The following is a 24360-nucleotide window of genomic DNA, read 5'->3' on the forward strand; positions in this document are numbered from 1 at the left end:
AGCATAACATTGCAAAAGGTATGGGAACGTGGACTAGAAATGTATGCATAACCAAAATGATAAAACATAAATTTAAAAAAGAGGATGGAACAGAAATCTGATTATATTAAAAAGATTTCGTCGTTCCACCCTGGCAAATAAAAAGTGATTACATAAGCTAGCTCAAGCATAAGCCTTAATAACGCAATAAATTGAGCGGCAATATTAAGGATTACCTGAGCTAGCGCTCTATATGGTACCGATATTATTTATTATTTTGATAAGTTACTACTACTTCTTGGGCGATACCAACTATAACCTCAATCGCTTTTTCCATGACATCAATAGATGCATATTCGAAAGGACCATGGAAATTATCACAGCCAGTAAAAATGTTAGGGGTTGGCATTCCCATAAATGAAAGTTGTGAACCATCTGTACCACCACGGATTGGTTCAGTATTAGCTGGGATATCTAATTTGTCAAAGACACGTTTAGGAATATCTATAACATGTGGCATAGGTTTGATTTTTTCTCCCATATTGTAATACTGATCGTTTATTTCAACTTCAATGGGTTCATCTTCAAAATGACTATTGATATCATTTTTAATTTCTACTAAACGTTTTTTACGTAAATCAAACTCATGTTTATCATGATCACGAATAATATAGTAAAGCTTTGCTTTCTCAACATCACCATCAAATTTCATTAAATGATAAAAACCTTCATAACCTTCTGTACGTTCAGGCACCTCATTTTGTGGTAAAAGTGCATTGAATTGCTGGCCTAAAAGTACAGCGTTGACCATCGCATCTTTTGCGGAACCTGGATGAACATTCACACCATGACAAGTTACAGTCGCTTCGGCAGCGTTAAAACTTTCGTATTGTAACTCACCAAATTGACTACCATCCATTGTATATGCAAAGTCAGCATTAAAACGTTCGACATCAAATGCATGTGGCCCTTTACCGATTTCTTCATCCGGTGTAAAAGCTACTCTGATACGACCATGTTTGATTTCTGGATGCGATGTCAAATGTTTTAAAGCTTCCATAATTTCAACGACGCCAGCTTTGTCATCTGCTCCTAATAGCGAAGTACCATCTGTGATCATTAAAGTATGTCCTTCTACTTGTTTCATTGCAGGAAAGATATCTTGGCTTAAAACTCGATTTGTATCACCAAGCTGAATTGGTTTCCCATCATAACGCTCAATGATTTGTGGATTGACATTTGTGGCATTGAAATCAGGTGAAGTATCAACATGTGCTAAAAAACCGACAGTCGGGATAACTTCGTCTACATTACTTTCTAATGTTGCAAATAAATAGCCATTTTCATCAACATCAGTTTCTAAACCCAAATCAGTTAATTCATCATTCAATAAATCCAATAAATCCCACTGCTTTTTAGTGGAAGGTGTTGAATTTGAAAGTGGATCAGATTGTGTATCAATTTTGACATATCGCGTAAGTCGTTCAATAATATCATTTTTCATAAAAACACCCCTTATGCTCTGTTATTCATATTATATGATTTCTTATATATTTTACCATTCATTTTACCAATATGTTGTTTTATGCGTGTATAAATATAATAAATAATCTCTGCACACAGAATACCAAAAGCAATTGCACCCGAAATAAGTGTTACTTCGAGAAATGTATTGACGGCATGTGTATATTGGTTACTCACTAAGTAACGTGTTGCTTCATACGCAAGTCCTCCAGGGACAAGCGGAATAATGCCAGGCACAATAAAGATGATGACTGGTCTTTTATAACGTCTACTCATGGTATGACTCATAATTGCTAATATAAAACTCCCTAGAAATGAAGCCATAACTTTACCTAATTCTAAATCAAGGGTTACTTTATAAATAATCCATCCCATAGCACCAACGAAACCACAAGCTAAAAGGAGACGTCGAGGTGCATTAAAAATAACAGAAAATAGCATCGTTGCTAAATAACTAATAATAAACTGTAAGACATAGTAGCCAATGACCATTTGAGCACTCCTTTTTAAAATATTAATAATACGATTGCAACACCAGCGCCTATAGCAAATGATGTTAGTGCCGCTTCGACACCGCGAGACATACCAGCGATGAGTTCTCCTGCCATAAGGTCACGAATGGCATTTGTAATTAAAATACCAGGAACTAATGGCATGACACCTGCAATGGTAATAATATCTTGGTTTGCTGCCATACCTAATTTTGAAAATGAAGCTGCTATCGTAATCACAACTGCAGCACTAATAAATTCTGAAAAGAACTTTATTTGTATATAACGTTGAACAAAGTCAAAAGTTAAAAATGCACCAGCTCCTGCAAGAATTGCAAAAAAGAAGTCATTCATAACTCCACCAAACATAAATAAGAAGAAGCCACAAGCTATGGCGGCAGCAAAAAATTTAGTGATAGATGAAAACTGTAGTGATGCATGATGTAAATGTATGAGTTCAGATTTTGCTTCATCTATACTTAATTGATTACTAGAAATCTTTCTAGATAAACTATTTGTTAATGCAATTTTTTCTAGATCAGTCGTACGCTCACGTATACGGATAAGTCTTGTATTTGTACGGTTATTGAGTGAAAATATAATCGCTGTAGATGTTACAAAACTATATGTATCATCTAAGCCAAAACTTGCTGAAATTCTATTCATCGTATCTTCAACGCGATAAGTTTCAGCGCCACTTTCAAGCAATATTCTGCCTGCGATGAGCACAACGTCAATCACTTTATCTTCATCAATGATAGTGATCGAATCAGACATAGCTGGGCACCTCCTAAATTTTTCGTAAATCAATCAATAGAAAGTTTACCGTGTACGAAGGTAACTTTCAATAGTATTTATTTCAGTACAGATTGTTATTATCATTAACCACCTATATTGTAACAAACTTAAATTTATAAATGATATGTTTAATTATAAAAAATATTGAAGTCATGCATATGAGTTGTTATAGCTTAAGCATATTTGCATGTGTACACTAACGATTTAAGCACGTTACTTTCACAAGTGATTTGTTATGGATTATGTTGAATTCGCCATATTTGAATAGACCGTTCCATGATATAAATTAAAAAGCTTGAGATATATAATTTAAATTATCCCAAGCTTTGAAAATACATTTATTTAGTTATAATTTAACTATAGGGTTAAACATCACTTGATTACGACCTTCATTTTTAGCCATATGCAACATATCATCTGCAACTTTAAAGACGGTACGTTGAGATTTATAATCATCTTTAGTTAGGTATCCGACACCAATAGAGACTGATAATTTAATCATTTCTTTGTTTGGTAAATGGAAAGTAGATTGTTCAACGCCTTTACGGATACTTTCACTTAACTTAACACATTGGTCTAGTGTGTAGTCATATAACACTACAGAAAACTCTTCACCACCATTACGGTAAATGCTAAATTGTTCAGGCACATAGTTTTTTAATAATTGTGCGATTTGTCGTAATACAGCATCACCTGAATCATGTGAATACATGTCGTTAACATCTTTAAAACCATCAATATCAATGAGTAGTAAACCTAAGCTTTCATCATTTTCTTCTGCAATGCGTGTAGTTTCATTCAAATGTCTATCGAATTCTTTAACATTGCCTAAACCAGTCAAATAATCAAATCTATCTTCATTCTCATAGCGATTTACTAATGAGAAGAAATGCCAAATATCTACGAATGTAATCGAAGAAGTGATGGTTAAAACGAACGATAACGGTATCATATATAGTACTTCTTTAAATTCATAATACGGACTAATCAATGATAAGATGACAAATATGACTAGCGTAATTAAGTTGAGTATTTGTAATGAGATAATATCATTTTGTTTTAAAAATGGACCTATTGCTCCAACAATGATGGCTATTACAATTAAAATCATTGCAGTTATAATCGTATAATCACCAATTAATACATTAACTAAAGATACGATAAACGCTGCTAAAACTGTATAAACCATATTTGTATATCTACCTAAAAATAAAATCGGCACAAAAGATAAATAGAGGACATACTCATTAAAGATAGGGACAGGTTTAACAGATAATAATAATGCTACAATGGTCATTAAAATCGTGACGTATTCTTTTGAAAACACCATATTCTTATTTTCAGAGTACTGTAATCGGTGGAATAAATAAATTCCTGCGACAGTGACCGCAATATTATAAATAATAGCTTCAAACATTTTTCTTACGCTCCTTTAAATAAACACTTAGTCATTGTAAGTGAAAAGTTACATTTTGTCATCATTGATATTTAGAAATTAATAACATTCGTTTAAAATTCATGTTAAAATACTTATTTGAGTGATTGTAAAATATATAAATTGATTATTCTATAAAAAAGAAAGTGAATTTCAGCGTTGAACTCTGCTAATGATTACATTACTATTTGTATTACTAAAAGTACATCGTGTATTATAGACTTAATTGAATCGTTTATAGAATTTTCGATACATATATCAAGTAAACTATGTTTTGAAAATATACAAGTGTATATCCATAACCAAATATGATTTCATATTTAGAATATTTATAGAGACTTTAAACTCAAATTCAAAATTATAAAGACTTAAATTAATGAAGGTGAACTGATGTATACGTTATTATTAATCATTTTTTCAATGATTGTCAGTTTAATACTTACTCCCATTGTCATAAAGGTTTCCCATAAATTGGGCGTCGTTGACCAACCTAATTTTAGGAAAGTACATAAAAAACCAACTTCTGTCTTAGGAGGTACTGTGATACTACTTTCCTTTTTATTGGGGATTTGGTTAGGGCATCCAATTGAAACAGAGGTGAAGCCACTTGTCATTGGAGCAGTATTAATCTACTTAGTAGGGTTAATAGATGATATCTATGATTTAACGCCAATCTTAAAATTATTAGGACAAGTGATTGCAGCACTGGTTGTCGTTTACTACGGCGTAACCATAGATTTCATCTCATTACCGATTGGACCGACAATACATTTTGGTATTTTAGGTGTTCCGATTACTGTGATATGGATTGTAGCGATTACCAATGCGATTAACTTAATTGATGGATTGGATGGTTTGGCATCTGGTGTAGCAACTATCGCTCTGATGACTATTGGTTTCATCGCAATATTACAGGCAAATATATTTATCATAATGATCTGTAGTGTGCTTATCGGTGCGCTATTAGGTTTCTTATGTTTTAATTTTCATCCGGCTAAAATATTTTTAGGTGATAGCGGCGCATTGCTTGTTGGTTTTATTGTTGGTTTTCTTTCGCTTTTAGGTTTCAAAAATATTACGTTTGTGTCTTTATTTTTCCCGATTGTTATTTTAGCAGTACCGTTCATAGATACTTTATTTGCTATGATACGACGTGTGAAAAAAGGGCAACGTATTATGCAAGCGGATAAATCGCATTTACACCATAAATTACTAGAATTAGGTTATTCACATCGCCAAACAGTAATACTGATATATTCAATCGCGTTGTTATTTAGTCTTTCAAGTATTATTTTGTATTTATCACAACCATGGGGTGTACTCATGATGCTTGTGCTCATACTCATTACGATTGAACTCATTGTTGAATTTACAGGATTAATCGATGATGATTATAGACCGCTCTTAAAATTAATTGAAAATAAAGAGCGACATAAAGAAGATGAATAGATAAACTACCTAATTAGAACCTGAGATATTCATATCTCAGGTTCTAATTTTATATGATTAACAATGATTTACAAAGTCACGACTGATAATACTTAATTTTTCAAATTATACATTCATCACATGCATCAATGTATAGCGGTAAGTTTATGTTTACCTGATAATTGTATGACAGTTATGCATTTTTGAAAGGTCATAAACTGAAATGGAAATGGTTTAGTTTGTTGGTATGTCAAATGGTAGCTTAATGATAGCTTGCTCATCTAAATCATAGTTACCAGAAGTGATTTTATTTAGAAAAGCAATAAAATCGTCATACTCCGCTTCTACCACGTCTATTTGATAACTCACTTTGTCTGTGTAGGTTGTGTTTCGTAAGAAGAATGATGTTTGTGCTAATTCATATTCAAATTTACCTGTAAGATCATAATCGATAGTGATTGTAGTTGGTATTGCTGAACGCAAAGCAACACGTCCTACTTCATAAATAACATCTCTCACAGCACCACTATATGCTCTTATTAAACCACCGCCGCCCAATTTTATACCACCGAAATAACGCGTAACTACGACACAAACATTGTGAACTTCTAGTTTTTTTAATATTTCAAGCATTGGTACGCCTGCAGTTCCACTTGGCTCTCCGTCATCATTTGCTTTTTGAATATTCATCTGTGCTCCAACTGTATAGGCTGAACAATTATGTGTCGCTTCCCGATGTTCTGATTTTACCAAGTTGATAAAGTCTTTAGCGTCTGCTTCAGATTCAACAGGTTTGATATGGGCAATAAAGCGTGATTTGCTAATTACATTTTCTATCATATGTTCTTGCTTTATTGTTATGATTGATTCATCCATATTTAAACACTCCAGTCATAGTTTCGGTCAATACCTATTATTATACACGGTTCTGAATTCAAGTTTAATGTAAAAATAAATTTTCTTTTAATATAAAATAATGTATCATAGTTGTGAGTATAATTGAGGAGGATTATGATGAAAATTGCTGTATTAACAGATTCAACGAGTTATCTATCTCAAACATTAATTGATAAATATAATATAAATATTGCCCCACTAAGTGTAACTTTTGATAATGGTGAAAATTTTGAAGAAAATGCATCTATTTCAGCAAATGAATTCTACGAAAGAATGAAAGCATCTAAAACAATTCCTACGACAAGTCAGCCGGCAATCGGTGAATTTGTAACTAAATACGAACAATTACGTGATGAAGGCTATACGGATGTCATAGGCGTTTTCCTTTCTTCAGGTATCAGTGGTACTTATCAAACAGCTACACAAGCGGGTGAAATGGTTGAAGGTATTAATGTTCATACGTTTGATTCGAAAATTTCAGCTATGGCAATGGGGAGTTTCGTATTACGAGCAATTGAATTAATTGAACAAAATGAAACACCGCACGCTATCATTAAAGAGCTTGAAGCAATGCGAGAAGTCACTGGTGCGAGATTGATGGTAGACGATTTAAAAAACTTGCAAAAAAGTGGTCGTATTACAGGAGCCCAAGCGTGGATTGGTACGATGTTAAAAATGAAACCAGTCTTAAGGTTTGAAGACGGTTTAATTTTGCCAGATGAAAAAATACGCACTAAAAAACGTGCGCTTAAAGAAATTATCAATAAAGTGATTGATATCGTTAAAGATTATGAAGAGGTTACGTTATTAGTTATAGGTGGAGATGTTCAAGAGGATACAGACTGGCTGTACAATGAATTACAAAAAAACTATCCACAATATAAAGTACACCGTTCAAATTTAGGCCCTGTGGTCGCAGCTCATTTAGGACCAGGCGGTATGGGTTTAGGTTTCACTGGTAGATCTATTCGTATAGACTAAATTATAGATTCAAAAGTCTTATTATCATTTTTAAGAAAAGTAGTATTTTTGCAAGAGATGTATAGTGAAACCAACACTTCGTTCAGTCATCGATGCCAACCATAATATGACAAATGAGTTGTTTAGCATTTAAATTACTGTACGAATAACAAATAAATCATTTATTTTATGGCGGGTCTTTGAAATTAAAGTGAAATTTAATTTTTGACTCGCTTTTTGGTTTGGAGGAAACATACAATTAAATATTATGGAAGAATGATTAATGATAAATCCTTATTAACAGATGAACGTATAAAGCAAACAACGAAAGGTGTGGTATTAGATAATGGCTATTGGACATGTGCTCAATGTCACTCACGCCGACAAACGCATTTTTACAAATATCTATCAACAGTGTTAGATAAGGAGATTGTCTACTGTAGAAATTGTATCAATATGGGTAGAATGGATAATATAACTGAAATCTATATCATAGAAAGTCAGAATGTAATGACACCTTGTCATTATCAATTACCATTCAAATTATCAGAACAACAACAATTTGCATCTGACAAAATTGTATCAGCGATTGCAGGCTTTCGTTCACTATTGCTCCATGCAGTCACAGGTGCAGGTAAAACTGAGATGATATTTGAAGGAATTAAATTTGCGCGGAACCACGGTCATAATGTCGCAATTGTATCTCCTCGAGTTGATGTTGTTTTAGAAGTCAGCATGAGGATTAAAGCAGCTTTTCACGAAGAAAAAATAGATGTATTGCATCAATCATCACAGCAACAGTATAATGGCCATTTTGTTATCGCCACAATTCATCAACTCTATCGTTTCAAACAACATTTTGATGTGATAATTGTAGATGAAGTAGATGCCTTTCCTTTACCTACAGAACCAACGTTAATACAAGCATTGCAGCATGCCTCGAAGTTAAAACACTGTCATATATTAATGACTGCCACACCAACAAAAGCTTTAATGAAACAAATTAGCAATTTAGAAATTATTCAATTACCTGCGCGTTTTCATAGACATCCTTTACCCGTGCCTCAATTTAAATTCCTTAGAATCAATCCCAATAAGAAGCAATATAAATTATTACGATTTTTACAACATCAAGTCAATCAACGACGATATACGCTAGTCTTTTTTAACAATATTACTTTAATGAAACAACTGTATCAGTTATATAAAGCTGAAATTCCATCTTTAACATATGTCTACAGCAATGATGTATTTCGTTTTGATAAGGTGAAACGTTTGAGAAACGGGGAACATACCGTTGTTTTCACCACTACCATTTTAGAAAGAGGCTTTACTATGGCAAAACTCGATGTTGTAATCATAAACAGTCATCAGTTTGAAACGAGTGCCATCATTCAAATATCAGGAAGAGTTGGAAGAAAAGCAGAAGCACCTACAGGAAGTGTATTTTGTTTGCATGAAGGGATCACACTATCTATGATTAAAGCTCAATATCAGATAAGGAAAATGAATCAACTTGCACAAAAAAGAGGGTGGATAGATTGACTGCGACATGTTTATATTGTCACATCTATTATTCAGAACCTTTAAATGCATTTACGTTTTACAAAAAGGCTTCAAAATTGTGCGATGATTGCAATCATCTCTGGGAGGTAATGAAGTTAAAGACGACGAATCGATGTGCAACATGTTTGAAGTTACGCAATGAAACTGAAATATTATGTTCGGATTGTGCCGAGTTAGCTTCGAAGTTTAAATTAATGAATAAATTGTATTGTCATTACCGATATGACGGTATTGTAAAAGAAATGATTCAACAATATAAATTTCAAAGAGATGTTGCAATCGCAGAAATAATCGCAGAAAAAGTTAAATTGCCTCATTACAAATATGATTACATTATCCCCATACCGTCCCCTTTATTTAGAGATAAAGAAAGAACATTTAACCCCGTACAACTAGTATTAGACATACAAAAAGTTAAGTATTATTGTCTGCTTGCCACACACTCACATATTAAACAATCAGAATTAAGTAAAGAAAAACGTATGCAACGACCCAATCCTTTTGTAATGGAACAAAGTGTGGATTTAAAAGGAAAATGTATTTTATTGATCGATGACATTTATACTACGGGCTTAACGGTTCATAATGCGGCACAGCTATTACTTGATAGAAAAATCAGAAAATTCGATGTGTTTACGTTTGCACGCTAGGTTATTCGTGGTATTATAGAAATAAGCACTATTACCAATATAGAGGTTTTAAAGGAGTCGATTACTATGATCAGATTTGAAATTCACGGAGAGAACCTCACTATTACTGATGCGATTCGCAACTATATTGAGGAGAAAATTGGTAAATTAGAACGTTACTTTAACAATGTGCCAAATGCAACTGCACACGTTAAAGTTAAAACGTACCAAAACTCAGCAACTAAAATAGAAGTAACTATTCCATTGAAAAATGTTACGCTAAGAGCGGAAGAACGTCATGATGATTTATACGCTGGTATTGATTTAATTAATAGCAAATTGGAAAGACAAGTTAGAAAATATAAAACGCGTGTAAATCGTAAAAATAGAAAAAATGACGAACAAGAAGCTTTTGCATCATTACCTGAAGAACAAGAAGCAGAAAATCTTCAAAATGATGACAATGATAGTGAAATTGAGATTATTCGTTCAAAAAATTTCAGTTTAAAACCTATGGATTCTGAAGAAGCAGTATTGCAAATGGATTTATTGGGCCATGATTTCTTCATTTTTACAGATCGTGAAACAGATGGTACGAGCATAGTTTATAAAAGAAAAGATGGCAAATATGGACTAATTGAAACAACTGAATAATTTAATTAAATTAGTATCATATTTATAAAAGTAGTAGCGTCCATGATTGAGTGAAATCATGGACGCTCATTTTTTGCTGTGTTATTATGTAATAATTTGAAAGTGAACATGTATGTTGTGTATATTTTAAATGAGTCAATATTATAATTTGTATTCAAAAACATGTAAGTAAATATAGTATAGATGGCACGATAAACGTAATAAGTGTAAATTTAGGCTTATAAATGATATTATAGATTGTTGTAAACTAAGAGTTATATAGCTAAAGGAGCGAACAGAATGGGTTTTTTATCAAAAATTGCAGATGGCAATAAAAGAGAAATAAAACGCCTTGGTAAATTAGCCGACAAAGTCCTTGCACTAGAAGAGGATATGTCGATATTAACTGATGAAGAAATTAAAGAAAAGACAAAAAATTTTCAAGCGCAAGTTCAAGCAGAAGACGATATTAAAAAGCAAAATAAAATTTTAGATGATATTTTACCAGAAGCCTTTGCATTGGTAAGAGAAGGGTCAAAACGTGTGTTCAACATGATTCCTTATAAAGTACAAGTTATGGGTGGTATAGCCATTCATGGTGGCGACATTTCTGAAATGAGAACTGGTGAAGGTAAAACGTTAACGGCGACAATGCCAGTTTATTTAAATGCGTTAACAGGACGCGGTGTACATGTTATTACAGTCAATGAATATTTATCTAGTGTACAGAGTGAAGAAATGGCAGAATTATATGAATTTCTTGGATTAAGTGTTGGTTTGAACTTAAATAGTAAAACTACTGCAGAGAAAAGAGAAGCTTACGCATGTGATATTACTTATAGTACCAACAACGAATTAGGATTTGACTACTTACGTGATAACATGGTGAATTATGCAGAAGAACGCGTGATGAGACCACTTAATTTTGCGATTATTGATGAAGTAGATTCAATCTTAATTGATGAAGCACGTACGCCGCTTATTATTTCAGGAGAGGCGGAGAAGTCAACGTCACTTTATACGCAAGCAAATGTTTTTGCTAAAATGCTTAAAAACGAAGATGATTATAATTATGATGAAAAGACAAAAGCTGTGCAATTAACAGAACAAGGTATTGATAAAGCAGAGCGTATGTTTAAAATTGATAACCTTTACGACGTGAAAAATGTTGATATCATCAGTCATATTAATACAGCGTTACGTGCGCATGTTACGTTACAAAGAGACGTAGATTATATGGTGAACAACGGTGAAGTATTGATTGTTGACCAATTTACAGGACGTACAATGCCTGGACGTCGTTTTTCAGAAGGATTGCACCAAGCGATTGAAGCTAAAGAAGGTGTGAAAATTCAAAACGAATCCAAAACAATGGCTTCAATTACATTCCAAAACTACTTCAGAATGTATAATAAATTATCTGGTATGACAGGTACTGCAAAAACGGAAGAAGAAGAATTTAGAAATATTTACAATATGACAGTTACACAAATTCCTACGAACAGACCAGTACAACGTATTGATAAGCCAGATTTAATTTATATCAGTCAAAAAGGTAAATTTGATGCAGTTGTAGAAGATGTCATTCAAAAGCACAAACAAGGTCAACCAGTCTTATTAGGGACTGTTGCCGTTGAGACAAGTGAATATATTTCTAACTTATTGAAAAAACATGGCGTACGACACGATGTCTTAAATGCGAAAAATCACGAACGTGAAGCGGACATTATCGCAAGTGCTGGCCAACGCGGTGCGGTGACAATAGCTACCAACATGGCTGGCCGTGGTACGGACATCAAATTAGGTGATGGTGTTGAAGAAATTGGCGGTTTAGCAGTAATTGGTACAGAGCGCCATGAATCACGTCGTATAGATGACCAATTACGTGGTCGTTCAGGTCGTCAAGGTGACAAAGGTGATAGCCGTTTCTATTTATCGTTACAAGATGAGTTAATGGTGCGCTTTGGTTCGGAACGTTTACAAAATATGATGAATCGATTGGGTATGGATGATTCAACACCAATTGAATCTAAAATGGTTTCTCGTGCTGTTGAGTCAGCTCAAAAACGTGTTGAAGGTAATAACTTTGACGCTCGTAAACGTGTCCTTGAGTATGATGATGTACTACGTAAACAACGTGAAATTATCTATAGCGAACGTAATGATATTATTGACAGCGACGAAAGTAGCGAATTAATTAACGCAATGCTACGCTCTACATTAGAAAGAAGTATTCAATATTATGTAAATGAAGAAGATGACGACCCAGACTATGAACCATTCATCAACTATGTAGAAGACGTCTTCTTGAATGAAGGCGAATTAAAAGTTGAAGATATTAATGGAAAAGATAATGATGATATTTTTGAGGTTGTATGGTCAAAAATAGAAATAGCATTAAAAGAGCAAAAAGAAAAAATTGGTAGTCAGTTTGATGAATTTGAACGTATGATTTTACTTCGCTCTATTGACACACATTGGACAGACCATATCGATACAATGGATCAATTGCGTCAAGGTATTCACTTACGCTCGTATGGACAACAAAATCCACTACGCGACTATCAAAATGAAGGTCACCAATTATTTGATACTATGATGCAAAACATTGAAGAAGACGTAAGTAAATATATTCTAAAATCAGTGATTTCCGTTGAAGATGACGTAGAACGTGATAAGACAACTGATTTTGGTAAAGCTGAGCATGTATCAGCAGAAGATGGAAAAGAAAAAGCGAAAGCAGAGCCTTATGTTAAAGATGAACATATAGGTAGAAATGACCCATGTCCTTGCGGTAGTGGTAAAAAGTATAAAAACTGTCATGGCGCTTAAGTTTATCTAATATGATACACATGTGAGACAGGATTTCACTATTTGAATTATTTTTATATGTCAGGCATCTTTTACAGTTAAATTGTAGCGTTTAACTGTGAAAGATGTTTTTTTAATAACATAAGCTAGCAGCGATTTGGTGCTTAAGTTGAAATTAACAGTTTATATTTTGTATCATATGTATGATAGTCTAGTAATTAATTTAGCAATTATACTTCATTCGAAAAATTTAGGAGAGATGCATAATGGAATTATCTGAAATTAAGCGTAATTTAGATGCTTATAAAGAAAAGTTAGAACAACTTAGGGGGTCTCTTTGACTTAGAAGAAAAAGAGACAAACATACAAGAATACGAAGAAATGATGGCGGATCCTTCGTTTTGGGATAATCAAGATAAAGCGCAAGACGTAATAGATAAAAATAATGCTTTAAAATCTGTTGTCAATGCGTACAGAGATTTAGAAGCAAATATAGAAGATATGGAAACGACACGAGAATTATTGTTAGAAGAAGACGATACGTCGATGAAAGACGATTTAGAAGCGAGCGTCACTCATTTTCAAAACGAATTAAACCAATTTGAACTACAATTATTGTTAGATGGGCCTTATGACGCGAATGATGCAATTATTGAATTGCATCCTGGTGCAGGTGGTACTGAATCACAAGATTGGACAAATATGTTGTTGAGAATGTATCAACGCTACTGTGAGCAAAAAGGCTTTAAAGTTGAAATCGCAGACTATTTACCTGGAGATGAAGCGGGCGTAAAAAGTGTAACAATGATTGTGAAAGGTCATAATGCATATGGTTTTTTAAAAGCCGAGAAAGGTGTACATCGACTCGTACGCATATCACCGTTTGATTCATCTGGTCGTCGACATACATCTTTTGCTTCATGTGATGTCATACCACAATTTAATAACACTGAAATAGAAGTAGAAATCAATCCTGATGATATTACTGTTGATACATTTAGAGCTTCGGGCGCAGGTGGTCAACATATCAATAAAACCGAATCTGCTATTAGAATTACCCATCATCCAACAGGTATTGTGGTAAATAACCAGAATGAACGTTCACAGATCAAAAACAGAGAGGCTGCAATGAAAACATTGAAGTCTAAACTATATCAATTAAAAATTGAGGAACAAGAACAAGAAATGGCCGAAATCCGTGGAGAACAAAAAGAAATCGGTTGGGGAAGTCAAATTAGATCTTATGTATTCCATCCATATGCAATGGTTAAAGATCATAGAACAAACGAAGAAACCGGTAAAGTCGATGCAGTCATGGATGGTGATTTAGGACCGTTTATCGAAGCTTATCTACGCAAGCAAATGAATCTGAATCATTCAGAAAAAGATTAATACTTAAATAGAACAATTATTATTCATAACTTTATGAGTGAGCTAGAAACCAATGTATCACTTATTGTTTTCTAACTTACTCATATTTTTTATAGCAGTATAAAGCAGGCAAGACTGACACGTTCATACGAAACGACTGCTTAATTTATTTCAGTAATTTTTAGATAAACTACTACTTATATGTAAAATACAAACTTAAATATTACAGTTAAAGTTAACAGATATTCAAAGGTGATTAAAACTATTGTGATAAAGATAAGAAAGCTATGATTAAAGCGTTAAAAGGGGATTCATTCAAAAATATCTTTTGCATTACAAAACGATAACAAGGGTAAAAGTATTCAGAGAATATGCTATATTATGATTGATTAAATATTGAATAAAATTAGACAGCAAAGGATTGAAATACATCATGAAGAAAGGCTTAACTTTTTCTGTAACTTCTGCAGCACTGTTTTTTGGAATGAATGGTCTAGCGTCAGCTGATCAAGTACATACAGTGAAAGAAGATACGGATTTATCAAATATAGCGCATGCATTCGCAACAACGACTCATACGATACAATCATTGAATCATATGGAATTTGTGCAGTCGGTTAAGGTTGGGCAAACGCTTGTATTACCTGACGAAGATATTGTAGAAGTTAAAGAAGGCGATACACTTCAAAGTATTGCGAATAAACATCACCTCAGTTTAAATGAACTTTATCAATTAAATCCATTCATTACTGAAACAATTTATCCTGGGCAACTCATTGCAGTTTCTGAAAAAGGATCGTCACATTTAGACAACCAACTACAGAGTGCATACGTACAAAGTGACTCGAATAATGATCCATTCTCAACAGGGGTAACAACTGAAAACAGTAATGCTTTCACAAGATTAGCGAACGATTATATACCAGTAAAGCAGCAATCTTGGTCAAATAACAGTGTTGATGAGCGCAATACCACTTCAAATAGTCACAACCTTCACAATAATAGCTATCAATCAAAACACTATGTAGCCGGTGGGCAGAATTATTATGCTTGGGGGCAGTGTACATACTATGCTTTTGATAGACGTCAACAACTTGGTAAATCTATAGGCAATTTATGGGGCAATGCTAATAACTGGGCATCGGCTGCGCGTCAAAATGGTTATGTGGTTAATGCTACACCTGAAGTAGGTGCTATTTTACAGAGTAGCGCTGGAAATTATGGTCATGTAGGGATTGTAGAACGTCAAAACAGTGATGGCTCCATTTTAGTTTCAGAGATGAACATGCAAGGCTTGGGACAAAAATCCTATAGAACGATTTACAATTCAGGACAATATAATTATATTCATTAAAAAATAAAAACTTATATCTAGCAGTTTCATCTGCAATTGTAACAATATTCTTAATGTATAGCCCGGGACATAAACATGTCTCGGGCTTATTATTTTAGAGGCCCTGCGTGCAGGCTAAACGTGTCAGAATCAGTATTTTTTACACTCAATATGATTTTCACTAAAATTTATTACAGTCTTATTATTTTTGAATCTTGTAAAATGAGTAAAACTTGAAAGACTAAAAAGTAAGTTATATTTTAAAATTAGAACGATTTGATGATATTTAACGGCATTAAAAAGACATTTTACATATGGAATGATATTATAAAATCAAGTATAATCAATCATTAAATAAATGAGGAGGCGCTATCATGGGAGTACATCAATATTTTAAACGTTTATCAGACTTAGAAAAATTAATACGATTGCCTGGGAAATTTAAATATTTTGAGCATAATGTTGCTGCACATTCTTTTAAAGTGACTAAAATTGCTCAGTATTTAGGCACAGTAGAAGAATATCACGGCAATAAAGTAGATTGGAAAAGCTTATACGAAAAAGCCTTAAACCATGATTTCGCCGAAATTTTTACAGGGGATATTAAAACGCCAGTCAAATATGCGAGTGGAGAATTAAAAAAATTATTCTCACAAGTAGAAGAAGAAATGGTAGATCATTTTATAAACGAAGAAATACCAGAGCAATATCAATCCATATACCGAGAGCGACTGCAAGAAGGAAAAGACGATTCGCTAGAAGGTCAAATCTTATCAGTTGCTGATAAAATTGATTTGTTATATGAAACATTTGGTGAAATTCAAAAACGTAATCCTGAACCGCTATTTTTTGAAATATACGAAATGTCATTAGAAACAATCATGCAATTTGATCATTTGAATTCAGTACAAGATTTTATAGAAAATATTATTCCTGAAATGCTTACAGAGAGATTTATACCAAAATCGGAATTACGAGAAACAACGATGTCTATTTTAAATAATAGGAACGGGTGACATGAATGATCTGGTATATACTTGCATCTTTTTTTCCATGCATACTTGTCGTATTGTTTAGCGTACTGACTAGGAGTAAATGGGTAGGTACGATTTTAACTTTGATTTTAATAGGTACTTCAATTGAAAAAGGATTTTTTCATGATGAATGGATTATTTTTATAGATGTTGCTTCATTATTAGCAGGTTACTTAATTATTGACCAACTAGAACTCCATAAAAAAGAAGATGATTAAGTATTAAGCGTTAAGCGTTAAGCAACTTAATTGTAATAGCATGATGAAAGATATATAATTATTTAACTTCATTTTATCTGAATAAAAATTTATGAACGCAAACAAACATGGTATTATACTGTGTTTGTTTTTATTTAGTGAAATATCATTTTTGCGAACAAATGTTTGTATTAAAGGTAATAAATCTGTTAAAATGTAAACTGTTAATAGTATACTTAAGTAAAATATAGTTACAGCCACTATAGTAAGTCGCGTATTAAATGAGATATTTAAACTATGTTCGAACGGATAGAAATATAATAGGAGGCATGTGTCATTATGGAACACTACCCATTTAAATTACAATCGAATTTTGATCCTAAAGGAGATCAACCAGAAGCGATTCGACAAATTGTAGATGGTGTGAATGCGGGTAAGAGACATCAGACTTTACTTGGAGCTACGGGTACAGGTAAGACATTTACAATGAGTAATGTGATTCAACAAGTTGGTAAACCGACTTTAATCATCGCCCATAACAAAACGTTAGCAGGACAATTATATAGTGAATTTAAAGAATTCTTTCCTGAAAATAGAGTCGAGTATTTTGTCAGTTACTACGATTATTATCAACCAGAGGCGTATGTACCATCAACTGACACATTTATTGAAAAAGATGCGTCAATTAATGATGAAATTGACCAATTGCGTCACTCTGCGACAAGTGCACTATTTGAAAGAGATGACGTCATTATCATAGCTAGTGTGAGCTGTATCTATGGTTTAGGTAATCCAGAAGAATATCGGGACTTAGTGGTTAGTGTTCGTGTAGGTATGGAAATGGACAGAAGCGAGTTACTTAAAAAATTAGTAGATGTGCAATACACAAGAAATGATATAGATTTCAGACGTGGTACGTTCCGAGTTAGAGGAGATGTTGTAGAAATATTTCCTGCCTCTCGTGAAGAAATGTGTATTCGCGTTGAATTTTTCGGAGATGAAATAGATAGAATACGTGAGGTTAATTACTTAACTGGAGAAGTGTTGAGAGAGCGCGATCATTTTGCTATTTTCCCTGCTTCTCACTTCGTTACACGAGAAGAAAAAATGAAATCTGCCATCCAACGTATTGAAAATGAACTTGAAGAACGATTATCAGAATTGCGTTCTGAGAATAAATTGCTTGAAGCTCAGCGCTTAGAACAAAGAACGAATTATGATTTGGAAATGATGAGAGAGATGGGATTTTGTTCAGGTATTGAAAATTATTCTGTACATTTGACACTTAGACCCATGGGTTCCACGCCTTATACATTGCTTGATTATTTTGGAGATGACTGGCTTGTGATGATTGATGAGTCACATGTGACATTACCACAAATTAGAGGTATGTATAATGGTGACCGTGCGCGTAAACAAGTGCTTGTGGATCATGGATTTAGGCTACCAAGTGCTTTAGACAATAGACCGTTAAAATTTGAAGAATTTGAAGAAAAAACGAAACAACTCGTATATGTATCTGCTACACCAGGACCTTATGAATTAGAACATACAGATGAAATGGTGGAGCAAATCATTCGTCCAACAGGATTATTAGATCCTAAAATTGAAGTGAGACCTACAGAAAATCAAATTGATGATCTGCTTGGCGAAATACAAACGCGTATTGAACGAAATGAACGTGTTTTAGTAACGACATTGACTAAAAAGATGAGTGAAGACTTAACCACGTATATGAAAGAAGCAGGCATTAAAGTGAATTATTTACATTCAGAAATTAAAACTTTAGAGCGAATTGAAATTATTCGAGATTTACGTGTGGGTACCTACGATGTGATTGTTGGTATTAACTTATTAAGAGAGGGTATTGATATACCAGAAGTATCACTAGTCGTTATTTTAGATGCAGATAAAGAAGGCTTCTTACGCTCTCAGAGATCACTTGTCCAAACAGTAGGTCGTGCAGCCCGTAATAGTGGTGGTGAAGTGATTATGTATGGTGATAAAATTACGGATTCAATGCGCTATGCACTTGATGAAACAGAGCGTCGTAGATCGATTCAACAAGCATATAATGAAAAACATAATATTACACCAACTACTATTAATAAAAAAATTCATGATGTGATCAGTGCTACTGTTGAAACAGATGAAACAAACGAAGCAAAACGTACGGAAGTACCTAAGAAAATGACGAAAAAAGAGCGTGAGAAAACGATTGATAATATAGAAAAAGAAATGAAGCAAGCAGCTAAAGACTTAGACTTTGAAAAAGCAACTGAACTCAGAGATATGTTGTTTGAATTAAAAGCAGAAGGGTGACGAAAATGAAACAACCATCCATTGTAGTTAAAGGGGCACGTGCCCATAATTTAAAAGATGTTGATATTGAAATACCTAAAAATAAACTTATAGTTATGACAGGTTTATCTGGATCAGGCAAATCTTCATTGGCTTTTGATACGATTTATGCAGAAGGTCAACGTAGATATGTAGAGTCATTAAGTGCTTATGCAAGACAGTTTTTAGGACAAATGGACAAGCCAGATGTCGATACGATTGAAGGTTTATCTCCTGCGATTTCAATAGACCAAAAAACAACGAGTAAAAACCCAAGATCTACAGTTGCAACAGTTACTGAAATTTATGATTATATTCGTCTGTTATATGCGCGTGTTGGGAAGCCATTTTGCCCAAATCATGGTATCGAAATTGAATCTCAAACTGTGCAACAAATGGTCGATCAAGTTTTACAACTTGAAGAGCGTAGTAAGATTCAATTACTGGCGCCTGTAGTAACTCATAGAAAAGGTGCGCACGAAAAATTAATTGATGATATTAGTAAAAAGGGATATGTACGTGTGCGTGTTGATGGCGAAATTACTGATGTTAATGAAGTGCCGAATTTAGATAAAAATAAGAATCATACGATAGAAGTTGTCATAGATCGCCTTGTAATCAAGGATGGTATTGAAACCCGTCTAGCAGATTCTATAGAAACGGCGTTGCAATTAGCTGAAGGTAACTTAATCGTAGATATTATTGGTGGCGATGAGTTAAAATTTTCCGAAAATCATGCTTGTCCCATTTGCGGATTCTCAATCGGAGAATTAGAACCACGAATGTTTAGTTTTAACAGCCCATTCGGTGCTTGTCCGACTTGTGATGGTTTAGGACAAAAACTGATGGTCGATTTAGACTTAGTCGTTCCTGATAAAGAGAAATCATTGAATGAAGGTGCAATCGTTGCCTGGGAATCATCAAGTTCAGACTTTTATCCAACATTATTAAATCGTGTTTGTGAAGTCTATAAAATAAATATGGACAAACCATTCAAAAAATTAACTGAACGTCAAAAGGATATTATTCTTTATGGTTCCAAAGATAAAGAAATTGAATTTACATTCAAGCAACGAAATGGCCAAACGAGAAAACGTACAATGGCGTTTGAAGGTGTGATTAATAATATCAATAGACGTTATCATGATTCTCCTTCAGAACTCGTAAGAGAAATGATGAGCAAATACATGACAGAACTCACTTGTGAAACTTGCCACGGTAAACGATTAAGCCGTGAAGCCTTATCAGTATATGTGGACGGGAAAAACATTGGTGAAGTGGTAGAACGTTCAATTAAAGATGCATTGTATAACTATGAACATATCACATTGTCAGAACAAGACAGAAAAATTGCCAATCAAATTCTAAAAGAGATTAATTCGAGATTAGAATTTTTATATAACGTAGGTTTAGAGTACTTAACCTTAAATCGTGCATCTGGCTCTTTATCAGGTGGTGAGGCGCAACGCATACGTTTGGCAACTCAGATTGGTTCTAGGCTTTCTGGTGTATTATATGTTTTAGATGAACCTTCTATAGGCTTGCATCAACGTGATAATGATCGGTTAATTAGCACATTAAAAGAAATGCGCGATCTAGGTAACACTTTAATCGTTGTTGAACATGATGATGATACGATGCGTGCTGCAGATTACTTAGTAGACGTAGGACCAGGTGCTGGTGAACACGGTGGTGAAATTGTTGCTAGTGGTACGCCTAAACAAGTTATGGCAAATACAAATTCATTAACAGGTCAATATTTGAGTGGTAAGAAAAAAATTGAGGTGCCAGAATCACGTCGTGAAGTTACGGATAGAAAGATTAGTGTTAAAGGTGCACGAAGTAATAATTTGAAAGATGTTAGTGTAGACTTTCCGCTTTCAACGATGAATGTTGTTACAGGTGTGTCTGGTTCTGGTAAAAGTACATTAGTCAATGAAGTATTGTATAAGTCATTAGCTAAGAAGATTAATAAATCTAAAGTCAAACCAGGAGATTATGATGAAATTAACGGTATAGACCAACTTGATCGTATTATTGATATTGATCAATCACCGATTGGTAGAACCCCACGTTCTAATCCAGCAACCTATACTGGTGTTTTTGATAATATACGAGATATTTTTGCACAAACGAATGAAGCAAAAGTGAGAGGTTATTCTAAAGGTCGCTTTAGTTTTAATGTTAAAGGTGGTCGTTGTGAAGCGTGTAAAGGTGACGGTATCATTAAAATAGAAATGCACTTTTTACCAGATGTTTATGTGCCTTGTGAAGTTTGTGGTGGTACTAGATACAATCGTGAAACGCTTGAAGTAACATACAAAGGTCAAAACATTGCAGATGTCTTGGCTATGACTGCCGAAGAAGCAACAAACTTTTTTGAAAATGTGCCTAAAATACATCGTAAATTGAAAACACTAGTTGATGTTGGTTTAGGTTATGTTACTTTAGGACAACCGGCTACGACATTATCTGGTGGTGAAGCACAACGTGTTAAACTTGCTTCAGAATTGCATAAACGCTCTACAGGTCGTTCTATCTATATTCTAGATGAACCAACCACTGGTTTACATGTTGATGATATTAGTCGATTATTAAAAGTATTAAATAAATTGGTTGATAATGGTGACACAGTTGTTATCATTGAGCACAATTTAGACGTTATAAAAATGGCTGATCACATTATTGATTTAGGTCCAGAAGGCGGTGATGGTGGTGGCACAATTGTTGCAACAGGCACACCAGAAGATATCGCAAAAGTGAAGGGCAGCTATACTGGTCAATATTTAAAACCAGTTTTAGAAAGAGATACTGTTCAAGCATAACGTTATATTGAATAAACTTTGTAATAACATATAAAATATTAGTTACTCCATACAAGTAGACATCATCATATGTCAGAATGTATGGAGTATTTTTTGATACCTAATATTTTAATTTATTTAGACATGTTGGGTGGTCAACGCAATAATTTAAAATGATTTAAAATAAATTAAATGTTTAAATCAGTAACAGTAATTTCATTCATAAATAATATAAGGTATGATGTTTACGATGGGATTTATTTTGGACTTCTGTACTTTTTTATATAGATTATCAGTCCTTTTTGATATGATAATGACATATGTAATTTCAGGAGAAATATTAATAGAGGTGAACCTATGTTAACAACAAAGAGTTTAATTGAACGCTTTAACCTTGAGCTTATAGCTGGAGAGTCAGGCTTAAATAAACAAATAAAAAACACAGATATATCAAGACCAGGATTAGAAATGGCTGGATATTTTTCTCACTATGCATCCGACCGCATTCAATTGTTAGGGACAACAGAGTTGTCATTTTACAACCTACTACCTGATGAAGAGCGCAAAGGACGCATGAAAAAATTATGCCGGCCAGAAACACCAGCAATTATTGTGACAAGAGATTTAGAACCGCCAGAAGAGCTTGTAGCATCAGCTAAAGAGTTTGATACACCGCTTATCACATCAACAGTTGCAACAACGCAATTAATGAGTCGTTTAACGACTTTCTTAGAACATGAGCTGGCAAGAACAACTTCATTGCACGGTGTGTTGGTAGATGTGTATGGTGTCGGTGTGCTTATAACAGGAGACTCAGGTATTGGTAAAAGTGAAACAGCACTTGAATTAATCAAGCGTGGTCACAGACTTGTCGCGGATGACAACGTAGAAATTAGAGAAATAAGTAAAGATGAATTGATTGGTAGGCCACCTAAATTAATAGAGCATTTATTAGAAATTAGAGGGTTAGGTATTATTAATGTCATGACACTGTTTGGTGCAGGTTCCATTTTGACTGAAAAGCGTTTACGTTTAAATATTCATTTGGAAAATTGGCATAAAGATAAATTGTATGACCGTGTTGGCTTGAATGAGGAAACATTGCGCATCTTAGATACTGAGATTACTAAAAAGACAATACCGGTTAGACCAGGTCGTAACGTAGCAGTGATTATTGAAGTTGCAGCGATGAACTACAGACTTAATATTATGGGCATTAACACTGCAGAAGAATTCAATGAACGCTTAAATGCTGAAATTATGCGTAACGGTAGCAACAATAAGGAGAATCAATGATGTTATTGAATTATATTGATCCAATCGCATTTGAGCTTGGTCCTATTTCGGTTCATTGGTATGGCATTATCATCGCCGCAGGTATACTATTAGGATATTTTATCGCTCAAGAAAGTGTTAAACGCATAGGTTTTGATAAAGATATATTGATTGATATCATCTTTTGGAGTGCGATTTTTGGTTTTATCGCAGCCAGAATCTATTTTGTTATTTTTCAATGGCCATACTATGCACAACATCCAATAGAAATACCAATGATTTGGTATGGTGGTATCGCTATCCACGGTGGTCTAATTGGTGGTTTTATCACAGGTATTTTCGTGTGTAAACAAAAAAATATCAATCCATTTCAAATTGGTGATGTGATTGCGCCAAGTTTGATTTTAGGACAAGGTATTGGTCGATGGGGTAACTTTATGAATCATGAAGCCCATGGTGGTCCTGTGTCTAAATCATTTTTAGAAAATATCCATATACCGGACTTTATTATTGACAATATGTATATTGATGGCCAATACTACCAACCGACGTTTTTATACGAATCTATATGGGATATTCTAGGATTTGTTATATTAATCTCATTAAGAAAACACTTACGTATAGGTGATACTTTCGCACTATATCTTATCTGGTATTCTATAGGTAGATTCTTTGTAGAAGGTTTGCGCACAGATAGTTTAATGCTCACTGGAGATATACGTGTTGCTCAACTGATGTCTGTCGTGCTTATAGTTGCTGGAATTGTCCTTATGATAGTTAGAAGATTGAAATATAATGCACCACGATATAAAGATGTTGGCCCTTTAACATGGTCAAAGCAAAAGGTGAAGTGAT

General features: G+C 33.9%; 19 protein-coding genes. 14 read left to right on the forward strand and 5 right to left on the reverse strand.

Going from position 1 to position 24360, the window contains the following annotated elements; all coding sequences use genetic code 11:
• Positions 1-244: 244 nt before the first annotated feature.
• The 4 genes from pepT to gdpS all read right to left on the reverse strand — a co-directional run bounded on the left by pepT (position 245) and on the right by gdpS (position 4209).
• The gene (gene pepT, locus KA833_RS07515; RefSeq protein WP_210128593.1) at positions 245-1483 is read right to left on the reverse strand and encodes a peptidase T; all 1239 of its coding nucleotides are present in this window, start codon (positions 1481-1483) and stop codon (positions 245-247) included.
• Positions 1484-1494: 11 nt separating this feature from the next.
• Positions 1495-1995 (reverse strand): threonine/serine exporter family protein, encoded by a 501-nt coding sequence (locus tag KA833_RS07520; RefSeq protein ID WP_046207420.1) that lies wholly within the window; start codon positions 1993-1995, stop codon positions 1495-1497.
• Between the two features lie 14 nt (positions 1996-2009).
• Positions 2010-2771: a threonine/serine exporter family protein gene (locus KA833_RS07525; protein ID WP_046207421.1), complete on the reverse strand. Its 762-nt coding sequence runs from the start codon at positions 2769-2771 to the stop codon at positions 2010-2012.
• A gap of 367 nt (positions 2772-3138) precedes the next feature.
• Entirely contained in the window at positions 3139-4209 is a 1071-nt protein-coding gene (gene gdpS, locus KA833_RS07530; protein ID WP_046207422.1) for a GGDEF domain-containing protein GdpS, read from the reverse strand.
• A 408-nt stretch (positions 4210-4617) separates the two neighbouring features.
• On the opposite strand from gdpS, the gene KA833_RS07535 reads away from it, so the two are divergent.
• Positions 4618-5676 (forward strand): glycosyltransferase family 4 protein, encoded by a 1059-nt coding sequence (locus KA833_RS07535; RefSeq protein ID WP_070039105.1) that lies wholly within the window; start codon positions 4618-4620, stop codon positions 5674-5676.
• 213 nt (positions 5677-5889) lie between these two features.
• Here KA833_RS07535 and KA833_RS07540 read toward each other — a convergent pair whose 3' ends face one another.
• On the reverse strand, positions 5890-6531 hold the full coding sequence (locus KA833_RS07540) for a YigZ family protein (protein WP_046207424.1): 642 nt from the start codon (positions 6529-6531) through the stop codon (positions 5890-5892).
• Positions 6532-6669: 138 nt separating this feature from the next.
• Here KA833_RS07540 and fakB1 point away from each other — a divergent pair, with 138 nt between their 5' ends.
• The 13 genes from fakB1 to lgt all read left to right on the forward strand — a co-directional run bounded on the left by fakB1 (position 6670) and on the right by lgt (position 24359).
• Positions 6670-7533, forward strand: coding sequence for a fatty acid kinase binding subunit FakB1 (fakB1, locus tag KA833_RS07545; protein WP_046207425.1), 864 nt, complete (start codon positions 6670-6672; stop codon positions 7531-7533).
• Between the two features lie 255 nt (positions 7534-7788).
• A complete protein-coding gene (locus KA833_RS07550) occupies positions 7789-9057 on the forward strand; it encodes a DEAD/DEAH box helicase family protein (RefSeq protein ID WP_210128591.1) in 1269 nt (422 codons plus the stop codon).
• Positions 9058-9167: 110 nt separating this feature from the next.
• Positions 9168-9728: a ComF family protein gene (locus tag KA833_RS07555; RefSeq protein ID WP_225309934.1), complete on the forward strand. Its 561-nt coding sequence runs from the start codon at positions 9168-9170 to the stop codon at positions 9726-9728.
• A gap of 66 nt (positions 9729-9794) precedes the next feature.
• Positions 9795-10361 (forward strand): ribosome hibernation-promoting factor, HPF/YfiA family, encoded by a 567-nt coding sequence (gene hpf, locus KA833_RS07560; RefSeq protein ID WP_046207428.1) that lies wholly within the window; start codon positions 9795-9797, stop codon positions 10359-10361.
• Positions 10362-10640: 279 nt separating this feature from the next.
• Positions 10641-13172 (forward strand): preprotein translocase subunit SecA, encoded by a 2532-nt coding sequence (gene secA / locus KA833_RS07565; protein WP_046207429.1) that lies wholly within the window; start codon positions 10641-10643, stop codon positions 13170-13172.
• A gap of 245 nt (positions 13173-13417) precedes the next feature.
• A protein-coding gene (gene prfB / locus KA833_RS07570) for a peptide chain release factor 2 (protein ID WP_107360125.1) occupies positions 13418-14543 on the forward strand; the annotation gives its coding sequence in 2 pieces (ribosomal slippage) (positions 13418-13489 and positions 13491-14543; 1125 coding nt in all).
• Between the two features lie 412 nt (positions 14544-14955).
• Positions 14956-15876, forward strand: a complete 921-nt coding sequence (locus KA833_RS07575; RefSeq protein WP_210128590.1) for a COG3942 and LysM peptidoglycan-binding domain-containing protein — start codon at positions 14956-14958, stop codon at positions 15874-15876.
• 353 nt (positions 15877-16229) lie between these two features.
• On the forward strand, positions 16230-16871 hold the full coding sequence (locus KA833_RS07580; protein ID WP_019469491.1) for a YfbR-like 5'-deoxynucleotidase: 642 nt from the start codon (positions 16230-16232) through the stop codon (positions 16869-16871).
• Between the two features lie 5 nt (positions 16872-16876).
• Positions 16877-17107 carry a CsbA family protein gene (locus KA833_RS07585; RefSeq protein ID WP_019469490.1) on the forward strand — a complete coding sequence of 77 codons (231 nt, stop codon included), beginning with the start codon at positions 16877-16879 and terminating at the stop codon, positions 17105-17107.
• A gap of 315 nt (positions 17108-17422) precedes the next feature.
• Positions 17423-19408 (forward strand): excinuclease ABC subunit UvrB, encoded by a 1986-nt coding sequence (uvrB, locus tag KA833_RS07590; RefSeq protein ID WP_174894801.1) that lies wholly within the window; start codon positions 17423-17425, stop codon positions 19406-19408.
• Between the two features lie 5 nt (positions 19409-19413).
• Positions 19414-22251, forward strand: coding sequence for an excinuclease ABC subunit UvrA (uvrA, locus tag KA833_RS07595; protein ID WP_210128589.1), 2838 nt, complete (start codon positions 19414-19416; stop codon positions 22249-22251).
• Positions 22252-22587: 336 nt separating this feature from the next.
• The gene (gene hprK, locus KA833_RS07600; RefSeq protein WP_046207434.1) at positions 22588-23526 is read left to right on the forward strand and encodes an HPr(Ser) kinase/phosphatase; all 939 of its coding nucleotides are present in this window, start codon (positions 22588-22590) and stop codon (positions 23524-23526) included.
• On the forward strand, positions 23523-24359 hold the full coding sequence (lgt, locus tag KA833_RS07605; protein WP_204180210.1) for a prolipoprotein diacylglyceryl transferase: 837 nt from the start codon (positions 23523-23525) through the stop codon (positions 24357-24359). The genes hprK and lgt overlap by 4 nt, the downstream gene beginning before the upstream one ends.
• Position 24360: the final 1 nt, after the last annotated feature.

The organism is Staphylococcus sp. GDY8P67P (genome assembly GCF_017892545.1).
GTDB classification, from domain to species: Bacteria; Bacillota; Bacilli; order Staphylococcales; family Staphylococcaceae; genus Staphylococcus; species Staphylococcus ureilyticus.